Genomic DNA, 17,248 nt, shown 5'->3' with positions numbered 1-17,248 from the left:
AAGTTTTATCGAACCCAGAGGATAAAGCATGAAGGTGGCGCACTTACATCAGGCATCGGTGCTTTGTAGCAACCATCGTTGAGTTTTCAATTGCTGTAATGCTGCAGGTTTCAGTGAGTGAAGTTTGGCGTTCCTGTTGTTGTGGTAACGAAGTTTAAAACAGCATTGATACCGCTGCTTAAAAAATAACTAGGCTATTTTAAAGCGTGTTTATCGTTATTTAAGTTGGAACGTTGTTATAATAGGTAATAATTAAATAGTCAGTAGCGCAGAGAGTCCTATGGAACTTGAACAAGATAGCAATTTAACCCTTCCTTTATTTATTCTAGATGAAACACTCAGTACTCGTGACTTAGCGCAGCCTGACGTGGAAATTTCAGTTATTTTAAGCGATGAACTACTGACTCAGCTATGCCAAAACCCCAGTGCTGATAGTAGTATTGGCATAAGCATTACGGAATATGAGTTGAATACTATCAATTCAAGCTTTTCAAGCGTAGAGCAAAGCGAGCATGACGCTCAACTAACGCTTACTCAAGGCCCTCTATTAAGCGCTGCAGTGACTACTGCTGATGATCTAACGTTTGTGTCACCTCAAATCGATATGATGCCAACATTCGATTTAGGCGACGAGGCAGAGTAATGAAGAAGGTCATTATAAGTATCTTTGTGCTGATTATTTTAAGTGGCTGTGCCTACTTAGGGAATGCGCATTATAACGAGCTGTTTGGTCCCGAAAAAACACAAGCGCGTATTGTTGACGCTAAAAGTGGTGAAGGTGCCGAATTTCTTCAGCATGTAAAGCCTGTAATAGACACTCGCTGCGTAGTTTGCCATGGTTGTTATGATGCGCCTTGCCAATTAAAGTTGTCGTCTCCTGAGGGGATAGATAGAGGGCTGAGTAAAGAGCTGGTGTACGACGGTACTCGGTTGTTAGCCTCAACGCCGAGCCGATTATTATTTGATGCAACCACCACTGAGCAATGGCGTGAAAAAGAGTTTAGCCCGGTATTAAACGAGCGAGCACAAAATGAAGAAGCCAATTTAGCCGGTAGTGTGTTATTTAACACGCTGGTATTAAAGCAAAGTTCACCTTTGCCAGAAGATGAAGTATTAGATGAACGCTTTGATTTTTCGCTTAGTCGCAACCAAAGTTGTGCGACCATGGGTGAGTTTGACCAATTAGCGGATGAGCAACCGCATGCGGGTATGCCTTATGGCTTACCAGGGGTGTCGGCTGCTGAATTTCAGCATCTACAAAATTGGATTAAAAAAGGTGGGAAAATGGCGCATATCAAGCCGCCATCAGCTGCTGAGCTTGCAAAGGTAAAAAACTGGGAAGCATTTTTAAATCAAGATGGTTTGAAGTATCAGTTATCAGCGCGTTATATTTATGAACATTGGTTTTTAGCGCACATCTATTTTAGTGATGCGCAATCACCAAACTTTTTTAAGTTGGTGCGTTCAAGCACTCCTCCTGGGGAAGATATTAAGTTAATTAGCGCTCGTCGCCCTTATGATAACCCAAGTGTTGAGCGTGTTTATTATCGATTGCTTCACGACCGTTCTACTATTTTGTCAAAAACGCATTTGCCACTTAAGTTAACGGATGAGAAGTTAACGCGCTTATATCAGCAGTTCATCGCACCAAAATACACTGTATCTAGCTTACCAAGCTATGAGCCAGCACTTGCATCAAACCCATTTAAAACTTTTGAAGCACTGCCTATTGATGCTAAGTATCAATTTATGCTCGATGAAGCTGAGTTAATTATTATGGGCTTCATTAAAGGACCTGTTTGCCGTGGTCAAATAGCACTGAACGTGATTAATGACCATTTTTGGGTGGCATTTGCCGATCCTGAAAAAGTGGCGACTCCAGAGGTTGGTAAAATGCTAATGCAACATGAAGACGCATTAGAGTTACCAGCAGCCGAGGAGAGTAATGCGTTACCTATTTCTAACTGGGTAAAATACTCAGTTCGCGAAAAACGCTATTTAAAAGCCAAGGTAGAGCTAGCTAATAAAATGTTCAAAAATGGCGAGCACTTAACTACTGATTTACTGTGGAAAGGGGAAGGGCATAACCAAAATGCGGCGCTGACAATTTTTCGCCATTTCGATAGTGCAACAGTTGTAAAAGGGCTTGTTGGCCAGCAACCTAAAACGATGTGGGTACTTGATTATGCATTGTTTGAGCGTATTCACTACTTACTAGTGGCAGGCTTTGATGTGTATGGCAATATTGGCCATCAATTGATAACACGTTTATATATGGATTTTTTACGCTTGGAAGGTGAGCAAAACTTTCTTGCGTTATTACCAGAGTCACAACGCGAAGCTATTAAGCAAAGCTGGTATCGTAAATCACCGCCAAGTCTATCGACCTTTTTCGAAAATAACCGTGAGTTTAGTCAGCCAAGCGGTATTAATTACCAAACTGATAAGCCACAATCAGAGTTATATGGATTAATTAAACAAACGCTTGAGCCGGTATTAAGTCCTCGTTATGACTATAAAAAAGTACCCGCACCATTAAGTGCAATTAACACCATGCCCGCTAAAGCAATTAACTTACTCCCGCAGCTATCGTATGTGTTAGTAAAAGAGCAAGATGAGCACAAGGCTTATACGATTATTCATCATAACGCGCATTATAATATTTCGAGCTTATTAAACGAAGACGGCCAGCGTGCCTATGAAGAAGATACCGTGACAATTGTGCCAGGTTTTATTGGTGATTACCCATCAGCAATTTGGTATTTAAATAACCCGCAACAAGTTGCTGCATTTGCAGAGCAGCTACCGCTTATGCAAGTAGAGGCGGATTATCGGGCTTTAAAGTCTAAGTTTGCGATTCGTCGAACGCACCCTCAGTTTTGGCAATACAGCGATATATTACATCACGTTGCCCGCCAGTATCGAGGGGTTGAATTTGGTATGTTTGATTATAACCGCTTAGAAAATCGTTAATGATATTGTAAGTAGCCCAGCTTTTTAGTTGGGCTTTTTTATATCTAATAATTAGTGAATTAACTAATTAACTTGCTACAGTTAGACTAAAGTGAAAATAAAAAGCAGCTTGGTTTATGTTTAATATTGTAAAGAGTATTCGCAAACGTTATCGGTGGGCATTAATTGCTATTGCCTTGCTGATCAGCGTATCCGCACTACTCATGCAATACGTCTTTTCTGTGCAAAAATACGATGCGAAAATTATCAATATAGCGGGTAAGCAACGTATGCTGTCACAAAAAATAGCGTGGCATAGTAATGCGCTAATTAATCAAACAGCTAACAACGAACAGCACCTGAAATCGTTAGCCCACTCACTTAGGCTATTCGAGCAAGGACATACTTTTTTACTCACTAAAAATGAGCAAGGTGAGGCGATTTATTTAAATGCTGCTTTAGTTGATTTATATTATGCCGCCCCAAGTAGCTTAGATACCGAGGTATCTAGTTTTATAAAACAAGCAAAAAAGTTACTGACCCAACAAGAACAAGCGAATCCCGTGGTGTTTTCTGTAGGTGAGGTTGAAGCATTATTAAAAAAATTAGACATCGCGGTGAGCTTATTTGAGCAGCAAGCGGTGACAAAGGTTAATTGGGTTGCCAATATTGAGCTGTTGTGTTGGTTTTTGACTCTAGCGTTATTGTTTCTAGAGTTAAGGTTTGTGTTTATGCCAATGGAAAGGAAAGTTTTGCAGACTCTGCTTGAGTATCAACAACAAAAAGAATTTGCCGAGCAAGTCAGTCAGAATAAAGAGCATTTTATCGCACGCGCCAGTCATGAGTTTAGAACCCCGTTACAGGGATTAATTAGTTCTATAAATGAATTAAACGTTCCCAGATCGCAACAACAAATTCAGCGTCAAGCTCAGTATTGTTCTGTTAGGCTGCTAGCGATGTTAGATGAACTTCAAGATTTGCAAGCGCTTAGTTTAAATCGCTGGTCGTTAAAGCCGACCTCAGACAACCTACTAACAACTTTAAACAAAATACTGGCTGTGTATCAATATGGCTGTACTGAGAAAGGGTTAAAGCTAATTACCGAGTTAGCGCCGAGCTTAGATTGCGCGGTGATTGTAGATCACGCACGGCTACAACAAATTGTTTCTGAACTACTTAATAACGCATTAAAGTTTACTGAGCAAGGAGAGGTCACCGTCATTGCTACGCTCAATAACCATCAGTTAGAGTTAAGCATAAAAGACAGTGGCTGTGGCTTTAGCCACCCGGTTGATCAGCTCGAATTAGATAACAATCAACAAAGTAACCATTTTCAAGGCCTCAGAACAGGGCTTACCCGCGTGCAATATATTGTTAATGCGCTTAATGGCGACATTCGTTTTGAGAATAATCATCCACAAGGCACCATTGTATTTTTAACCCTACCATTAGAGATGGACACAAGCGAAACTAAGCCAACGCGCTTGCCTGATGATCTTAAGTGTTTAGTGGTTGAAGATAACCCGCTCAACATGTTGGTACTAACAAAGTTATTAAGTTCTTTGAACATACAGGTTGAATCGGCTGAAAATGGCAAAGTCGCTTGTGAAATGGCGGCTGAAAATAGCTATGATGTTATATTTATGGATTTAAATATGCCGGTTATGGATGGCTTTGAAGCCACAAAGCTGCTACATGAAAAAGACAAAACACGACCCATTATTGTGGTTACCGCAAACACTTCTGATAGTGATATAGCTCGCACTAAAGCTTGTGGAGCAATAAGTCATATTCATAAACCTATAGATCAGCAAAGCATCATCGCGGCACTAAACGATGCTCTTCTAACAGAGGTTGATTAAATCTCACTTGCCTAATTGTTATTTTGTACGTTAACTTGAATTTTTAAGCCTTATTTTGGGATCTAGTGTGCGCTCAATTTTACTTAAGCAATTTAATGGTTATTTATCCACCGGTGGCAATAATCGGTATTATATTAAGGATTTAACTTGGCAAGTAAAACAGGGGGAACACTGGGTATTACTTGGCGGCAATGGCGCCGGTAAATCTGCGCTTGGGGCTACGCTTATTGGTGAAGCCAAGCAACAAAGTGGGCAACGTCATAGTACTTTTAACAATCCACAGTTAGTTTCAAGTGATTTACAAAAGCAGTTATTGAGCGCTAATCGCAAAAGTGATAAACCACAAAAAGTAACGGACATGCTCTTTGCTGAGCCTCAAATAAATAGCGATTTATGCCAACAGTTAATCACCGCTTTTAATTTTGATGCCTTACTTAATCGTGATTTTACTGATTTATCTACTGGCGAAACGCGTAAATTATTATTAATTAAAGCGCTATCTGCTAACAGTGATTTAGTTGTGCTTGATGAACCATTTGATGGCTTAGACTCTGAATCGGTTGGGCAGCTAAACCGCCTATTACAGCAGTTGAGCGCACAAACCTGCTTTGTGTTTGTGCTAAACCGTGTTGACGAAATTCCAGCGTTTGTTGATCACTTTGCTTATGTGAATAATGGTCGTTTACAACATAGCTTGGCAAAACCGTGTGCAGCAAAACAAGCGGATTTATTCAAATTACTTCATTTAGAGCATACATCATTAAGTATTCCCGATGCGCCTGAGCGCTGTTTTAAATCAGCGACAAACACGCCACTCGTTAAGCTCACTAATGTTCATGTGCGTTACAGCGAACAAACAATTTTTGAAAATTTAAACTGGACGATTAACCAATATCAGCACTGGCAACTCACCGGCAAGAATGGCTCAGGTAAAACCTGTTTATTAAATTTAATTACAGGTGATAACTCTCAATGCTATAACAATGAGATTGAAGTGTTTGGTTTTAAGCGTGGCACAGGGGAGAGTATTTGGGATATAAAACAGCACATTGGTTATATTTCAAATACGCTACATTTGCAGTATCGAGTGAGTATTTCGGCGCTTAATACTATTATTTCAGGGTTTTTCGATAGTATAGGTTTATATCAACAAGCCAGTGAGTTACAAACGCGTTTAGCTAAAGAGTGGTTGGCACTAATTGGTTTAAGTGACAAAACAAATAGCGCTTTTACCCAGCTATCGTATGGCGATCAGCGACTATTACTGATTGTGCGCGCAATGGTTAAACATCCTGCTTTGCTTATTTTAGATGAGCCATGTTTAGGGCTTGATGAGGCAAATCGTCAACGCGTTTTACTGCTGATTGAAAAGGTGTGTGCTGCAAAAACGAGTACCGTTATTAATGTAAACCATCATGCAGCAGATACCATTAAAGGGATTGAACACACCTTAAAAATGGAAGATTTTAAACCGGCTCACTATGGGCAACATGCTGCTCATAGTGAGACGCTTATATAAGCTTGTTTATAACTGAGTAACCTTAAACCCTTGGTCGCGAAGTTGTTTAATTAAACCATGCTGCTCAACTAAGTGCAGAGCACCTACCGCAATAAACACCTTACCTTGTTCAAGTTTAGGCGTGAGCTGAGTGACCCAATTATTATTGCGCTCAATCAGCATCACTTGCTCGCTTTGTTGACCGTATTGGCTGTCATCAAAACTGGTGTGGTAATAGCTGGTTAGGGTTTGCATATCGCCCTTTTTCCATGCATCCACTAGGGTGATAAAGTAGGTATTAATATCGCTTAGTTGCTCAAAAGTTTCTGCCATCATGGCATTGCTTAATGACTCTAAGCCATTAAACATCTGTAGTTGTTGCTCTATGGTTTCAAGCTCCGCAATGTTAATACTGTGCTTTTGCGCGTACTCGAGTATTTGCTTATCGATGCCGTTTTTATCTGAATAGCCCGCGTTTTGAAACTCAATTTGCATCATGGTCAACATCACAGCCCAAGGTTTAAAACTGTTGAACATGGCAATATCAATCGACTTTTTAGCAAAGTAGTTTTTGAGGAGTTGATAATTTTTTTCTGAAAGCTCGCTCTGTAGCGTACGCCCGTTAGTAAGCAGCATAAACGGCATAGAACGTTGTTGCATTTGTAATGGTGATAGTTTACTTATATCCACTTCAACAACAACTTGATTACTGTTATCCAGTGCGTGAGTCACTTTTTGTGGTAGCCCTTTCATGCTGGCATCACCCACATGCACGGTGCCAAATAAATACGAGCTAGCGCCTTGTTTTTCTATTTTGAATAGAGCCGGTGCTGCATAGCCATTGACGCTAAAGGCTAAAAGTAATAACACCATAAATAAATGACTAATACGTAATGACACGTTCATAAAATCCTATCCAAGTTTAAGTCGTTTTATAAATACTAACTTAGTTTACTTTATAGGTAACGTAAAAATGCCTGATTAATCAATCAGGCATTTTTCGGTGTTATTGATACCAATTATTGCTGTAGGCCATGTTGCCATAGTTAGCCAAAGCGCGTGCTTGTTTAATAAGCTGGCTATCATCACTGCTAGCGTGTAATTGTTTATTTTTATAAATATAGCTGGTTGCTGGTTTGTTTGGCTGCAAAATAACAACGTTATCATTTTGCATGTAAGCAAAGTTTTTATCGTACTGCATCATTGCACGCTGCTTATTTTTGGCCACAGGGCGAGTGAGATCGTGACCAATCATTGGGTGTTCACCGCTGGCGCCAATAAGCGACAGTAAGGTGGTAGGAATATCCAGCTGACTGGCTAATTGATGATCGCGTTTGGGCTTAATACCGTTTCCAAAAATAACCGCAGGAATTCTAAAGTGATCAATAGGTACAAGGCTGGAACCAGACACGCGTGAGTCGTGATCAGCAATCACTATAAACACAGTATCGTCCCAGTAAGATGATTTTTTCGACTTTTCAATGAATGTGCCTAGGGCATAATCTGCATATTTAGCTGCGTTATTACGGCTTTGCTTTGGTTGCTCAAACAGGGCTATTTTACCGTCCGGAAATTCATAAGGGCTATGATTAGAACTACTAAAAATCAGACTAAAAAATGGCTTTTGCTGTTGTTGTAATTTATTCAGCTCTTTATCTGCTTGAGTAAATAAATCTTCGTCAGATGCGCCCCATGAACCATTAAAGTTAATGTTAGCGAAGCTTTCACTATCAACAATATCACTAAAGCCGTTACCCAAAAAGAAGCTACGCATGTTGTCAAAGTGACTTTCTCCACCATAAATAAACTGAGTATGGTAGTCCTGCTTTGCTAAAAAACTAGCCAAGGTAAAAAAGTCACGTTGTGATTTATCGAGTTTTACAACGGCGCGTGAGGGAGTCGGTGTAAAACCGGTTATAACTGCTTCAATACCGCGTACAGAGCGAGTGCCGGTAGCGTATAAGTTATCAAATCCCCAGCCCTGTTGATAAAGTGCATCTATATTAGGCGTTAAGGGTAAGCCACCTAAGGTACCTACATAACGAGCGCCCAAGCTTTCTTGCAGAATAATAACCAGGTTTTTCTTTTTACCTTGGTAGCTTGCCTGATGAAAAGTGCGGGTAGGGGCATTTGGATTATTAAATATTGCTTGAGGATTTTGCATGCTACTGCGTACTATGGCGAGTAACTCCTCTTGAGGGACCTTGCCATAATATGCCTGACTTGATTGCTCATTGGAGAGCTGTTTTAACGCAAATGCTACGCTATATGATGAATTAAGCGTGAGGTCATTCAGCAAGTGGTCGGTCGAAAATGCCACCATAGCGGGGTTTAATGGACGATGGCCTAATGAATTTCGAGCGCCTAACAGTGTTAGGCTACATATAATAACAGCTAACAGTGATAGTTTTATTGCCCCTAGGGACGAGCGGTTTTGCCATTGCTGAGTAAGAATTTTGTTAGCAAATTTAATGGTGAAAACGAGCGCTAAAACAGCGAAGAGGACTTCGAGTTTGTAACCTGAAAAAATCATTTTAGAGACTTCTTTAGGATATATAAGGTATTCAATAAATAGGCGATTAGGGCGTAAGTCGTACTCGTTAATAAACGTGGGTGTAATAACCTCAAAAAACACTAACATTGCAGCCATTATTACTAAATACCACTTTACGACTCCTCGAATATAAGCAGTTAATTTGAGAGCGTGTGCTGCAAGTGTTAGTAACAAAGCGGGGGTTATGATGTAGCATAATGTTGCTATATCAACACGTAAACCGCCTACAAAAACAAAGTGCCAGGCGCCTTCGGTAAATACACGGCCACTTTGCCACAAACTTAAACCTAATCGCGCAAAAGTTAGCAAGCATAGGAGTGCGAAAAAAAATACCGCTAAAACCCACAATGGCCCCAATACTTTTTTAGTGCTACTGATTAAGTCCATAGCACAGACCACCAAACTAAAATAGCAATAAGCATGGCGATAAAGACACTGGCAGAAGCGATGTCTTTAGCTAGGCCTGATAGTTCATGATATTCGCTACCGATGCGATCAACCACCACTTCGACTGCGGTATTGACCAACTCAGCAAATAACACAAACAATAAGCTGGCAATTAATATTAACTTGCTACTTAAAGTAATTTCTTGCAAGCAGGCAAATACGCCTAGCAAACTAAATAAAACCAACTCTTGCTGAAAAGCAGCCTCAAATCGGCTCATCCATTTTAGGCCGTTAAATGTATGGCTTAAGGTAAAAATTAGGCGCATTAGGCCTTGGCGTTTTATAACGGTTTTATTATTCATATTTTAGCTTCGCTATGGTTAATCGTTTGACATGACGCGAGTAAATCTTCAGAGGTTTGGTAGGTTTTACTCACAACACCGGTTAAGTTTAAAAGGGTATGAAAAATAGCATCGTGTGATTGCGCTAAAGTGCTATTTAAATTGTTGAGACACTTGGCTGTAATGCGCTGATTATGCTCATCAGCCCAGATGTAAAGAGGCACATGGGTTTGAGTTGTTGGTGCAAATGCATAGGGAAAGCCATGTAAGTACGCACCATTTTCACCGAGCGACTCGCCATGGTCCGACACATACAGTAATTGCTTATCAATATTGGCTGGTAGTGCCTTTAACTGTTCAATAGCTTGAGCGTTGATAAAATCACTATAAGCAATTGTATTATCGTAGGTGTTAACCAGTTCTTCTGCGCTACAGTTCTGAATATCGCTGCGGTCACAGGTTGGGCTAAACTGTTTAAATTTTTTAGGGTAGCGCTTAAAGTAAGTGGGGCCATGTGAACCCATCATATGCAGCACTATAAGCGTATTAGCCTGACTCAAGTTAGCAAGCTTGTGCTTTAATGGGGCTAGCAACGCTTCATCAAAACAGTATTTACCATCACATAGTTCGGATGCTTTGGTATCAATATTAGTGGTAGGTACGCGCGAGCAGACGTTTTTACAGCCACTGTTATTATCAACCCACAAGACATCTGCGCCTGCTTGCTGTATCAAATCAATCACGTTTTGCTGATTATCACTGTCTAAACGAGAAAAATTGGCATGAGTTTGCAGTGAAAACATACACGGTACTGACACTGCTGTGGCCGTGCCACACGACGATACATTATCGAAATAAGTGACATTATGTTTTTGTGTGTATTGGTTGGTATTGCGCTCATAGCCTTGGTAGGAAAAATTTTCAGCTCGTGCGGTTTCACCTACTACTATGACAGTAACTCGTGTTGTACTTGGCGATGCTAAAGTTGGTGTGGTATCAATATTTTTAAATTTAATATCGCTGTAAAGCAACTGGTCACGTGCATACTTATAGCCACTAGAAAGGTATTGAAATGGAATGATTTCTTTTTTCAATATACGGTTATTTCGACCTGTTGCCGCGTAATCGGCGTAAAAGTTTACTACCACTAAAGCAATCAAAGCACCGCATGCTAGTAACAGTTTAATACGACTGAGTATTTCTTTGTGTGGGCGGGCACAGTTTACGTTTATACGACTCAAAACAAAGGCAGGTAATGCGCCAAAAAGCAGTAAAAAGCCAACAAGTTGCAAGTTTAAATAGCTTAACGCTTCACTAGAGTCCGTCTCTGCTGCGTTTTGTATCATTGAGTAATCAAATACCACTCCATAGTTTAATGAGCCGTAAAGTGCGGCACTTGAAAGCACGAGTAGTAAGTAGTTGATGGGTTTTAATAGCCCTCGAACAGACACCAAAGAAAAAAATATAACTAATAAACATACAAGTAGTAGCGGTACAGAAAATAGAAATAACCACGAAAATGTGTGCAGCGAAGTAATAGCGCTAAACGCACCATGCATAAATGGAATATTAATGATTAAGCCGTAATAGCATGCCATTAAAATAACAAATGCATTAGCGCTGCAGTTAAAGTAAAAGCGCTTTTTGGTGTTTGCTTGCGATTGCTTACTGAGTTTGAAAATTGAATTCATAACACATCTCTTTTTAGTGAACGTTGTTATGCTAGGTCGTCACACTTAAGAAACACTTAAGAAGTCAATTTATTTTATTTTGTGAGCTATAAAATACAGCGGTTTGCTAAAAATTAATCAAACCATAATTCACCGTTATAAGAATAGTGAATTTCCTGAGTTGAAATGAAGGGATAAAAAATTCACTTTGTTTAGGTTGTTTGAATTTTAAAACCTAGGCCGGCGTGTTTTTATAATTATTTTGGATTGAATTTGATGTTGACTTAGCGCCCTGAGCGCGGTACTAATATAAAAAGACAGCGAAACAAGAGTTTCGTAATTACAGAGATTAAATGGTATTAAATTTTATGCTTAACAATGCACTTAACCTAGTCCTGATTATTATCGTGGTGATTATTCCCGCGAGGGCTTCGTAGTGCTTTAAAAAACTAAGCATTGAAAAGCCCTCCGCACTTAACCGTCCGGGGGGCTTTTTAGTTTTAAGATTAAATTTTAACGGGTTGTCACACAGGAATGAGGATTTACTAATGACAGGCGCAGAACTAACAATTGATTTACTCGCCAAGCACGGCGTAGATGAAGTATTTGGCTACCCAGGTGGTGCTATTATGCCCATCTACGATGCCTTGTATGGTGCGCCTGTAAAACATTACCTCACTCGCCATGAACAAGGCGCAGGGTTTGCAGCTGTAGGTTATGCACGCAGTACTGGCCGCTTAGGTGTATGTTTAGCAACATCAGGCCCGGGTGCTACTAACTTAATTACCGCATTGGCTGATGCCATGATGGACTCAGTGCCTTTACTTGCCATCACCGGGCAAGTACCAACCGCAGCTATTGGTTCTGACGCCTTTCAAGAAATAGACGTGTTGGGTATGTCGCTTTCATGCACAAAACACAGTTATATGGTTGAGCGAGCAGAAGATTTAGCCGAAATATTACAAGAGGCGATGCATTTAGCGCAAAGCGGTCGACCAGGCCCTGTTTTGGTTGATATCCCCAAAGACATTCAAATGGCGCAAGTACCTTTTAAACCTTGGTTAGCGGTAGATGAATATTTGCCTCAACTAGATCTAAATCAAGTTGCTATTGCTAACCAATTACTCAGTGAAGCCAAACAGCCTGTTGCTTATGTTGGTGGCGGGGTCCATGCCGCTAATGCGCAAGCGCAGTTAATGCAATTTTTAAATAAAACGCAAATGCCAGCGGTTTCAACCCTTAAAGCATTGGGTAGTGTATTACCTGATTACGAATATGATTTAGGCATGCTAGGTATGCATGGCGGTCAAGCGGCTAATTTAGCGGTGCAAGAATGTGATGTCTTAGTGTGTATTGGCGCACGCTTTGATGACCGTGTAACGGGCAATTTAGCTAAGTTTGCTGCAAAAGCAAACGTAATTCATTTAGACATAGATGCAGCCGAGGTCGGAAAACGTAAACCCGTAAAAGCGTCATTAATTGCTGATTTAAAAACTTCTCTCCCTGCACTTGAGTGCGTGGTTACACCAAAAGCGTGGTGCGATCATAGTAAACAAATGAAGGTCAAGCACGCGTGGCGCTACGACTACCCTGGTGAAAAAGTATTTGCTCCTTACTTACTTAATCAACTTAGCCAGCGTATGCCAAGCACTAGTGTGGTGTGTTGTGATGTAGGCCAGCACCAAATGTGGGTAGCTCAGCACATGAAGTTTAGCCACCCTTGCAACCATTTGAGCAGTGGTGGTGCAGGCACTATGGGATTTGGTTTACCCGCGGCTATAGGTGCACAGATAGCGCGTAAAGATGACTTTGTGATCACCGTTTCAGGCGATGGTTCAATCATGATGAACATTCAAGAGCTTGCCACTATTCGCCGTAATAATTTACCAGTAAAAATACTGATACTTGATAACCAGCGCTTAGGAATGGTGCGCCAATGGCAAGAACTATTTTTTGAAGGGCGTTACAGCGAAACTAACCTATCAGACAACCCTGACTTTGTACAACTTGCTGCTGTGTTTGGCATTCCTGGGCAAACTATTACCCATGCCAACCAAGTGGATGATGCAATCACTGCCTTATTAAATAGCGATGGACCCTATATTGTTCATGCTTGTATCGATGATAAAGAAAACGTATGGCCACTTGTTCCGCCTGGAGCTGCCAACGATGAAATGATGACGGAGAAAGCACAATGAAACACAACTTAACTATTGCCTTAAAAAGTCAAAGTGTCGCAATCGAGCGCTTTTTACGTGTGGTGCGTCATCGTGGTTTTGACTTGACTCACTTACAGCTCAATATGGACGATGGTCAATATAATATGGCAATGACGGTTGATAGTGATAAACCAATTTACTTGCTTACTAGCCAGTTAAATAAATTGGTTGATGTGAAACATGTGACGCTACAAAGCTTACAGCAACAGGCTGTATAAAATAAATTTAACGAATTTTACGAATAACCGATTATTTGGTTATTCATCAATTTTTAGAATGAGGAATGCCCGCATTAATTGCGGCAAACACTGAGGTAACTATGGCTAAATTAAGAAGTGCAACTACCACTGAAGGGCGTAAACGCGCAGGCGCAAGAGCATTATGGCGTGCAACAGGCATGACTGATACCGACTTTGGTAAGCCAATTATTGCTGTTGTGAACTCATTTACGCAATTTGTACCGGGGCACGTGCATCTTAATCAGCTTAGTGAACTGATGGCTGAAACCATTACTCAGGCCGGTGGTGTACCAAAAGAATTTAATACCATTGCTATCGATGACGGTATTGCCATGGGTCACGGCGGTATGCTTTATTCACTGCCATCGCGCGATTTAATTGCCGACTCAGTAGAGTATATGGTGAACGGCCATTGTGCCGATGCGATGATTTGTATTTCTAACTGCGACAAAATCACCCCTGGAATGATGTTAGCGGCGCTGCGTTTAAATATACCCGTTATTTTTGTATCGGGCGGCCCAATGGAAGCAGGTAAAACCAAATTAGCGAATATCGATATTAAGCTCGATTTGGTTGATGCTATGGTTAAAGGCGCTGATGAATCGGTAAGTGATGCCGACTCTGAGCAAGTTGAGCGTTCTGCATGTCCTACTTGTGGGTCGTGTTCAGGGATGTTTACCGCCAACTCTATGAACTGTTTACTAGAAGCAATTGGCCTTGCGCTTCCAGGTAATGGGACCACGCTTGCGACCCATAAAGACCGCAAACAACTGTATGTTGAAGCGGGGGCGCGCATTGTTGATTTATGCCGTGAGTACTACCAAAAAGATAATCAAGACGTACTGCCTCGTGCTATCGCTAATAAAACCGCATTTATGAACTCTATGGTGGTTGATATTGCTATGGGCGGTTCATCAAATACGGTATTGCATCTACTCGCAGCAGCACAAGAAGCCGGCGTTGATTTTGATATGTCACACATTGATGAGCTTTCACGTAAAACCCCGTTTTTATGTAAAGTTGCTCCAGCTACAGCGCAATACCACATTGAAGACGTACACCGTGCTGGTGGCATGATGGCGATAGTTCGCGAGCTTGGAAAGGCAGGGTTAGTTGATTTATCTGTAAACCACGTAGCGGGTATGACAATGGGTGAACTGGTTAAAAAATGGGATGCAACCGATCCGAACAACGAAGCTGCGCAAAAGTTTTACCGTGCAGGCCCCGCTGGTATTCGTACCACCAAAGCAATGAGCCAAGATTGTCGTTGGGATGAGGGTGACAACGACCGTGAAAACGGCTGTATCCGCAGTGTTGAACATGCATTTCGTCAAGATGGCGGCCTGGCGGTACTTGCCGGTAACTTAGCGGTTGATGGCTGTATTGTTAAAAGTGCGGGGGTTGTCGATGAAATGCTGCACTTTGAAGGTACTGCGGTTGTGTATGAGTCACAAGATGATTCTGTAGAAGGGATTTTAAATGGCGAGGTAAAAGCCGGCGATGTGGTGGTTATTCGCTACGAAGGGCCTAAAGGCGGCCCTGGTATGCAAGAAATGCTATACCCAACTAGCTATTTAAAATCAAAAGGTTTGGCAGAGCAGTGTGCATTAATTACTGATGGGCGTTTTTCAGGTGGCACGTCGGGTTTATCGATTGGGCATGTATCGCCAGAAGCTGCCAGCGGTGGCGCAATTGCTTACGTTGAAAACGGCGATAAAATTATCATCGATATTGCCACCCGAGAAATTACGCTGGCGTTAAGCGATGAAGAGCTTGAAGCTCGCAAGCAAAAACAACTGGCTCGTGGTAAACAAGCGTATAAACCGCTTAATCGTGATCGTTATGTATCATCTGCGCTTAAAGCGTATGCGCTACTTGCAACCAGCGCAGATAAAGGTGCGGTTCGCGATTTAGCCAAACTGGAGGAGCTTAGCTAGTTATGGTTTCTCAAGAACTCGATTATTTTCGCGCGATTATCCAAGCCAATATGGAGCCTTTAGCCAAGGTGACTGAGGTAAGTGAAATGGCCGAATTGAGTGCACGATTAGGTAATCATGTTTGGTTAAAACGTGAAGATCAGCAGCCCGTGTACTCGTTTAAATTACGCGGCGCTTTTAATAAATTAAATAAGCTGCCAAAAGGCTCGGTTGTGATCACCGCATCTGCAGGTAACCATGCTCAGGGTGTGGCACTAAGTGCCTCATACTTAGGACATAAAGCCACCATTGTGATGCCCGTGACCACACCTGAAATAAAGGTTAATGCGGTAAGAGCATTGGGTGGTGAAGTCGTATTGCATGGCCATCAATTTGATGCCGCAAAGGCGTATGCGCTGGAATTAACTGAGCAGCGAAACGGTGTATTTGTGCCGCCATTTGATGACCCTGATGTGATTGTTGGTCAAGGTACGGTTGCCCGTGAATTAATGCAACAGCTTAACGATTTAGATGTGGTGTTTATTCCTGTTGGCGGCGGCGGCTTGCTGGCAGGTATGGCGGTATACATTAAATCGCTGCGCCCCGATATCAAAGTAATAGGGGTCGAGGCGAATGAAAGCGCCTGCTTAAAAGCTGCTTTAGCAGCAGGCGAGCCGGTAGAGCTAGATCGGGTTGGCAGCTTTGCCGATGGTGTTGCCGTAAAAATAATTGGTAGCGAAACATTTAGATTGGCACAAAAGTTTTGCGATGAAGTAGTCACCGTATCAGACGATGAAATATGTGCAGCCATGCAAGATATTTTTGTGTCAACCCGAGCTATTGCAGAGCCTTCAGGGGCACTTGCAACTGCAGGGCTTAAAAAATGGAGCCAACAATCAGGATTAAAAGGGTTGAATTTAGCTGCTATTTTATCAGGAGCTAACTTAAATTTTGACCGCTTACGCTATGTGGCTGAACGCACTGCGCTGGGTGAGAAAAACGAAGCTTTATTAGCCGTGACCATTGATGAAAAACGCGGTAGTTTTAAACAGTTTTGTGCATCTTTAGGTGGGCGTGCTATTACCGAGTTTAACTATCGTTATGCGGGGCCTGGCGAGGCGCAAATTTTTGTTGGTATTGCACTGCGTCAAGGGTTAGCAGAACTTGAAGAGCTTAAACAAAGTCTAACAGATAACAAATATACCTTTTGCGATTTGTCAGATAACGAATTAGCAAAGCTACATGTACGCTATATGGTTGGTGGTAAAGCCCCAGAGCAGTTACATGAACGCTTACTGCGGTTTGAGTTTCCTGAGTACCCGGGCGCATTAGCGCGCTTTTTAGATACGCTGGGTAGTAACTGGAATATCACTTTATTTCACTACCGCAATCATGGCGGGTCAATGGGGAATGTATTAGCAGGCTTTGCTATTGAACCAAGCCAATATGAGATGTTTAATGAGCACTTAAATCGGCTAGGTTACAGTGTTCAAGATGAAACTCACAACCCTTGTTTTACTCAGTTTTTAACTACCCAACCTCAAGCAGAAAAGCTTGAAAAAATCGCTCTAGCCTAACTCTATCCTAAGCAAGCATCTTATCCCGATGCT

At 41.6% G+C, this 17,248-nt stretch carries 12 protein-coding genes; 8 read left to right on the top strand and 4 right to left on the bottom strand.

Going from position 1 to position 17,248, the window contains the following annotated elements; genetic code table 11:
• Positions 1–280: 280 nt before the first annotated feature.
• From P20439_RS14380 to P20439_RS14365, 4 genes are all read left to right on the top strand, one after another.
• Positions 281–643 carry a hypothetical protein gene (locus P20439_RS14380; protein ID WP_008467945.1) on the top strand — a complete coding sequence of 121 codons (363 nt, stop codon included), beginning with the start codon at positions 281–283 and terminating at the stop codon, positions 641–643.
• The gene (locus tag P20439_RS14375; RefSeq protein ID WP_008467944.1) at positions 643–2,973 is read left to right on the top strand and encodes a fatty acid cis/trans isomerase; all 2,331 of its coding nucleotides are present in this window, start codon (positions 643–645) and stop codon (positions 2,971–2,973) included. The genes P20439_RS14380 and P20439_RS14375 overlap by 1 nt, the downstream gene beginning before the upstream one ends.
• Before the next feature lie 116 nt (positions 2,974–3,089).
• Positions 3,090–4,814: a response regulator gene (locus tag P20439_RS14370; protein ID WP_008467943.1), complete on the top strand. Its 1,725-nt coding sequence runs from the start codon at positions 3,090–3,092 to the stop codon at positions 4,812–4,814.
• Between the two features lie 67 nt (positions 4,815–4,881).
• Positions 4,882–6,333, top strand: coding sequence for an ATP-binding cassette domain-containing protein (locus tag P20439_RS14365; protein WP_008467942.1), 1,452 nt, complete (start codon positions 4,882–4,884; stop codon positions 6,331–6,333).
• A gap of 6 nt (positions 6,334–6,339) precedes the next feature.
• Here the strand turns inward: P20439_RS14365 and P20439_RS14360 are convergent, their stop codons facing one another.
• The 4 genes from P20439_RS14360 to P20439_RS14345 all read right to left on the bottom strand — a co-directional run bounded on the left by P20439_RS14360 (position 6,340) and on the right by P20439_RS14345 (position 11,285).
• On the bottom strand, positions 6,340–7,218 hold the full coding sequence (locus P20439_RS14360; RefSeq protein ID WP_008467941.1) for a TraB/GumN family protein: 879 nt from the start codon (positions 7,216–7,218) through the stop codon (positions 6,340–6,342).
• A gap of 100 nt (positions 7,219–7,318) precedes the next feature.
• Entirely contained in the window at positions 7,319–9,253 is a 1,935-nt protein-coding gene (locus tag P20439_RS14355; protein ID WP_008467940.1) for an LTA synthase family protein, read from the bottom strand.
• Positions 9,244–9,615: a diacylglycerol kinase gene (locus tag P20439_RS14350; RefSeq protein ID WP_008112748.1), complete on the bottom strand. Its 372-nt coding sequence runs from the start codon at positions 9,613–9,615 to the stop codon at positions 9,244–9,246. Before P20439_RS14350 ends, P20439_RS14355 begins: the two co-directional genes overlap by 10 nt.
• Positions 9,612–11,285 (bottom strand): phosphoethanolamine transferase, encoded by a 1,674-nt coding sequence (locus P20439_RS14345; RefSeq protein WP_008467939.1) that lies wholly within the window; start codon positions 11,283–11,285, stop codon positions 9,612–9,614. Before P20439_RS14345 ends, P20439_RS14350 begins: the two co-directional genes overlap by 4 nt.
• A gap of 527 nt (positions 11,286–11,812) precedes the next feature.
• Here P20439_RS14345 and ilvG point away from each other — a divergent pair.
• The 4 genes from ilvG to ilvA all read left to right on the top strand — a co-directional run bounded on the left by ilvG (position 11,813) and on the right by ilvA (position 17,215).
• Positions 11,813–13,462, top strand: a complete 1,650-nt coding sequence (ilvG, locus tag P20439_RS14340; protein WP_008467936.1) for an acetolactate synthase 2 catalytic subunit — start codon at positions 11,813–11,815, stop codon at positions 13,460–13,462.
• Positions 13,459–13,701: an acetolactate synthase 2 small subunit gene (ilvM, locus tag P20439_RS14335; RefSeq protein ID WP_008112745.1), complete on the top strand. Its 243-nt coding sequence runs from the start codon at positions 13,459–13,461 to the stop codon at positions 13,699–13,701. The genes ilvG and ilvM overlap by 4 nt, the downstream gene beginning before the upstream one ends.
• Positions 13,702–13,802: 101 nt before the next feature.
• Positions 13,803–15,659: a dihydroxy-acid dehydratase gene (gene ilvD, locus P20439_RS14330; RefSeq protein WP_010390349.1), complete on the top strand. Its 1,857-nt coding sequence runs from the start codon at positions 13,803–13,805 to the stop codon at positions 15,657–15,659.
• Between the two features lie 2 nt (positions 15,660–15,661).
• Entirely contained in the window at positions 15,662–17,215 is a 1,554-nt protein-coding gene (gene ilvA / locus P20439_RS14325) for a threonine ammonia-lyase, biosynthetic (RefSeq protein ID WP_008467932.1), read from the top strand.
• Positions 17,216–17,248: the final 33 nt, after the last annotated feature.

Source organism: Pseudoalteromonas sp. BSi20439 (assembly GCF_000241165.1).
Classification (GTDB): domain Bacteria; phylum Pseudomonadota; class Gammaproteobacteria; order Enterobacterales; family Alteromonadaceae; genus Pseudoalteromonas.
Note: the sequence above shows the minus strand (reverse complement) of the source record. Positions and strands in the feature narration are given on the sequence as shown.

Bases quoted from the DNA above. Each gene is read 5' to 3' on its own strand.
- P20439_RS14380 (WP_008467945.1), top strand. From the start codon at position 281: ATGGAACTTGAACAAGATAGCAATTTAACCCTTCCTTTATTTATTCTA.
- P20439_RS14375 (WP_008467944.1), top strand. From the start codon at position 643: ATGAAGAAGGTCATTATAAGTATCTTTGTGCTGATTATTTTAAGTGGC.
- P20439_RS14370 (WP_008467943.1), top strand. From the start codon at position 3,090: ATGTTTAATATTGTAAAGAGTATTCGCAAACGTTATCGGTGGGCATTA.
- P20439_RS14360 (WP_008467941.1), bottom strand. From the start codon at position 7,218: ATGAACGTGTCATTACGTATTAGTCATTTATTTATGGTGTTATTACTT.
- P20439_RS14355 (WP_008467940.1), bottom strand. From the start codon at position 9,253: ATGGACTTAATCAGTAGCACTAAAAAAGTATTGGGGCCATTGTGGGTT.
- P20439_RS14350 (WP_008112748.1), bottom strand. From the start codon at position 9,615: ATGAATAATAAAACCGTTATAAAACGCCAAGGCCTAATGCGCCTAATT.
- P20439_RS14345 (WP_008467939.1), bottom strand. From the start codon at position 11,285: ATGAATTCAATTTTCAAACTCAGTAAGCAATCGCAAGCAAACACCAAA.
- ilvG (WP_008467936.1), top strand. From the start codon at position 11,813: ATGACAGGCGCAGAACTAACAATTGATTTACTCGCCAAGCACGGCGTA.
- ilvM (WP_008112745.1), top strand. From the start codon at position 13,459: ATGAAACACAACTTAACTATTGCCTTAAAAAGTCAAAGTGTCGCAATC.
- ilvD (WP_010390349.1), top strand. From the start codon at position 13,803: ATGGCTAAATTAAGAAGTGCAACTACCACTGAAGGGCGTAAACGCGCA.
- ilvA (WP_008467932.1), top strand. From the start codon at position 15,662: ATGGTTTCTCAAGAACTCGATTATTTTCGCGCGATTATCCAAGCCAAT.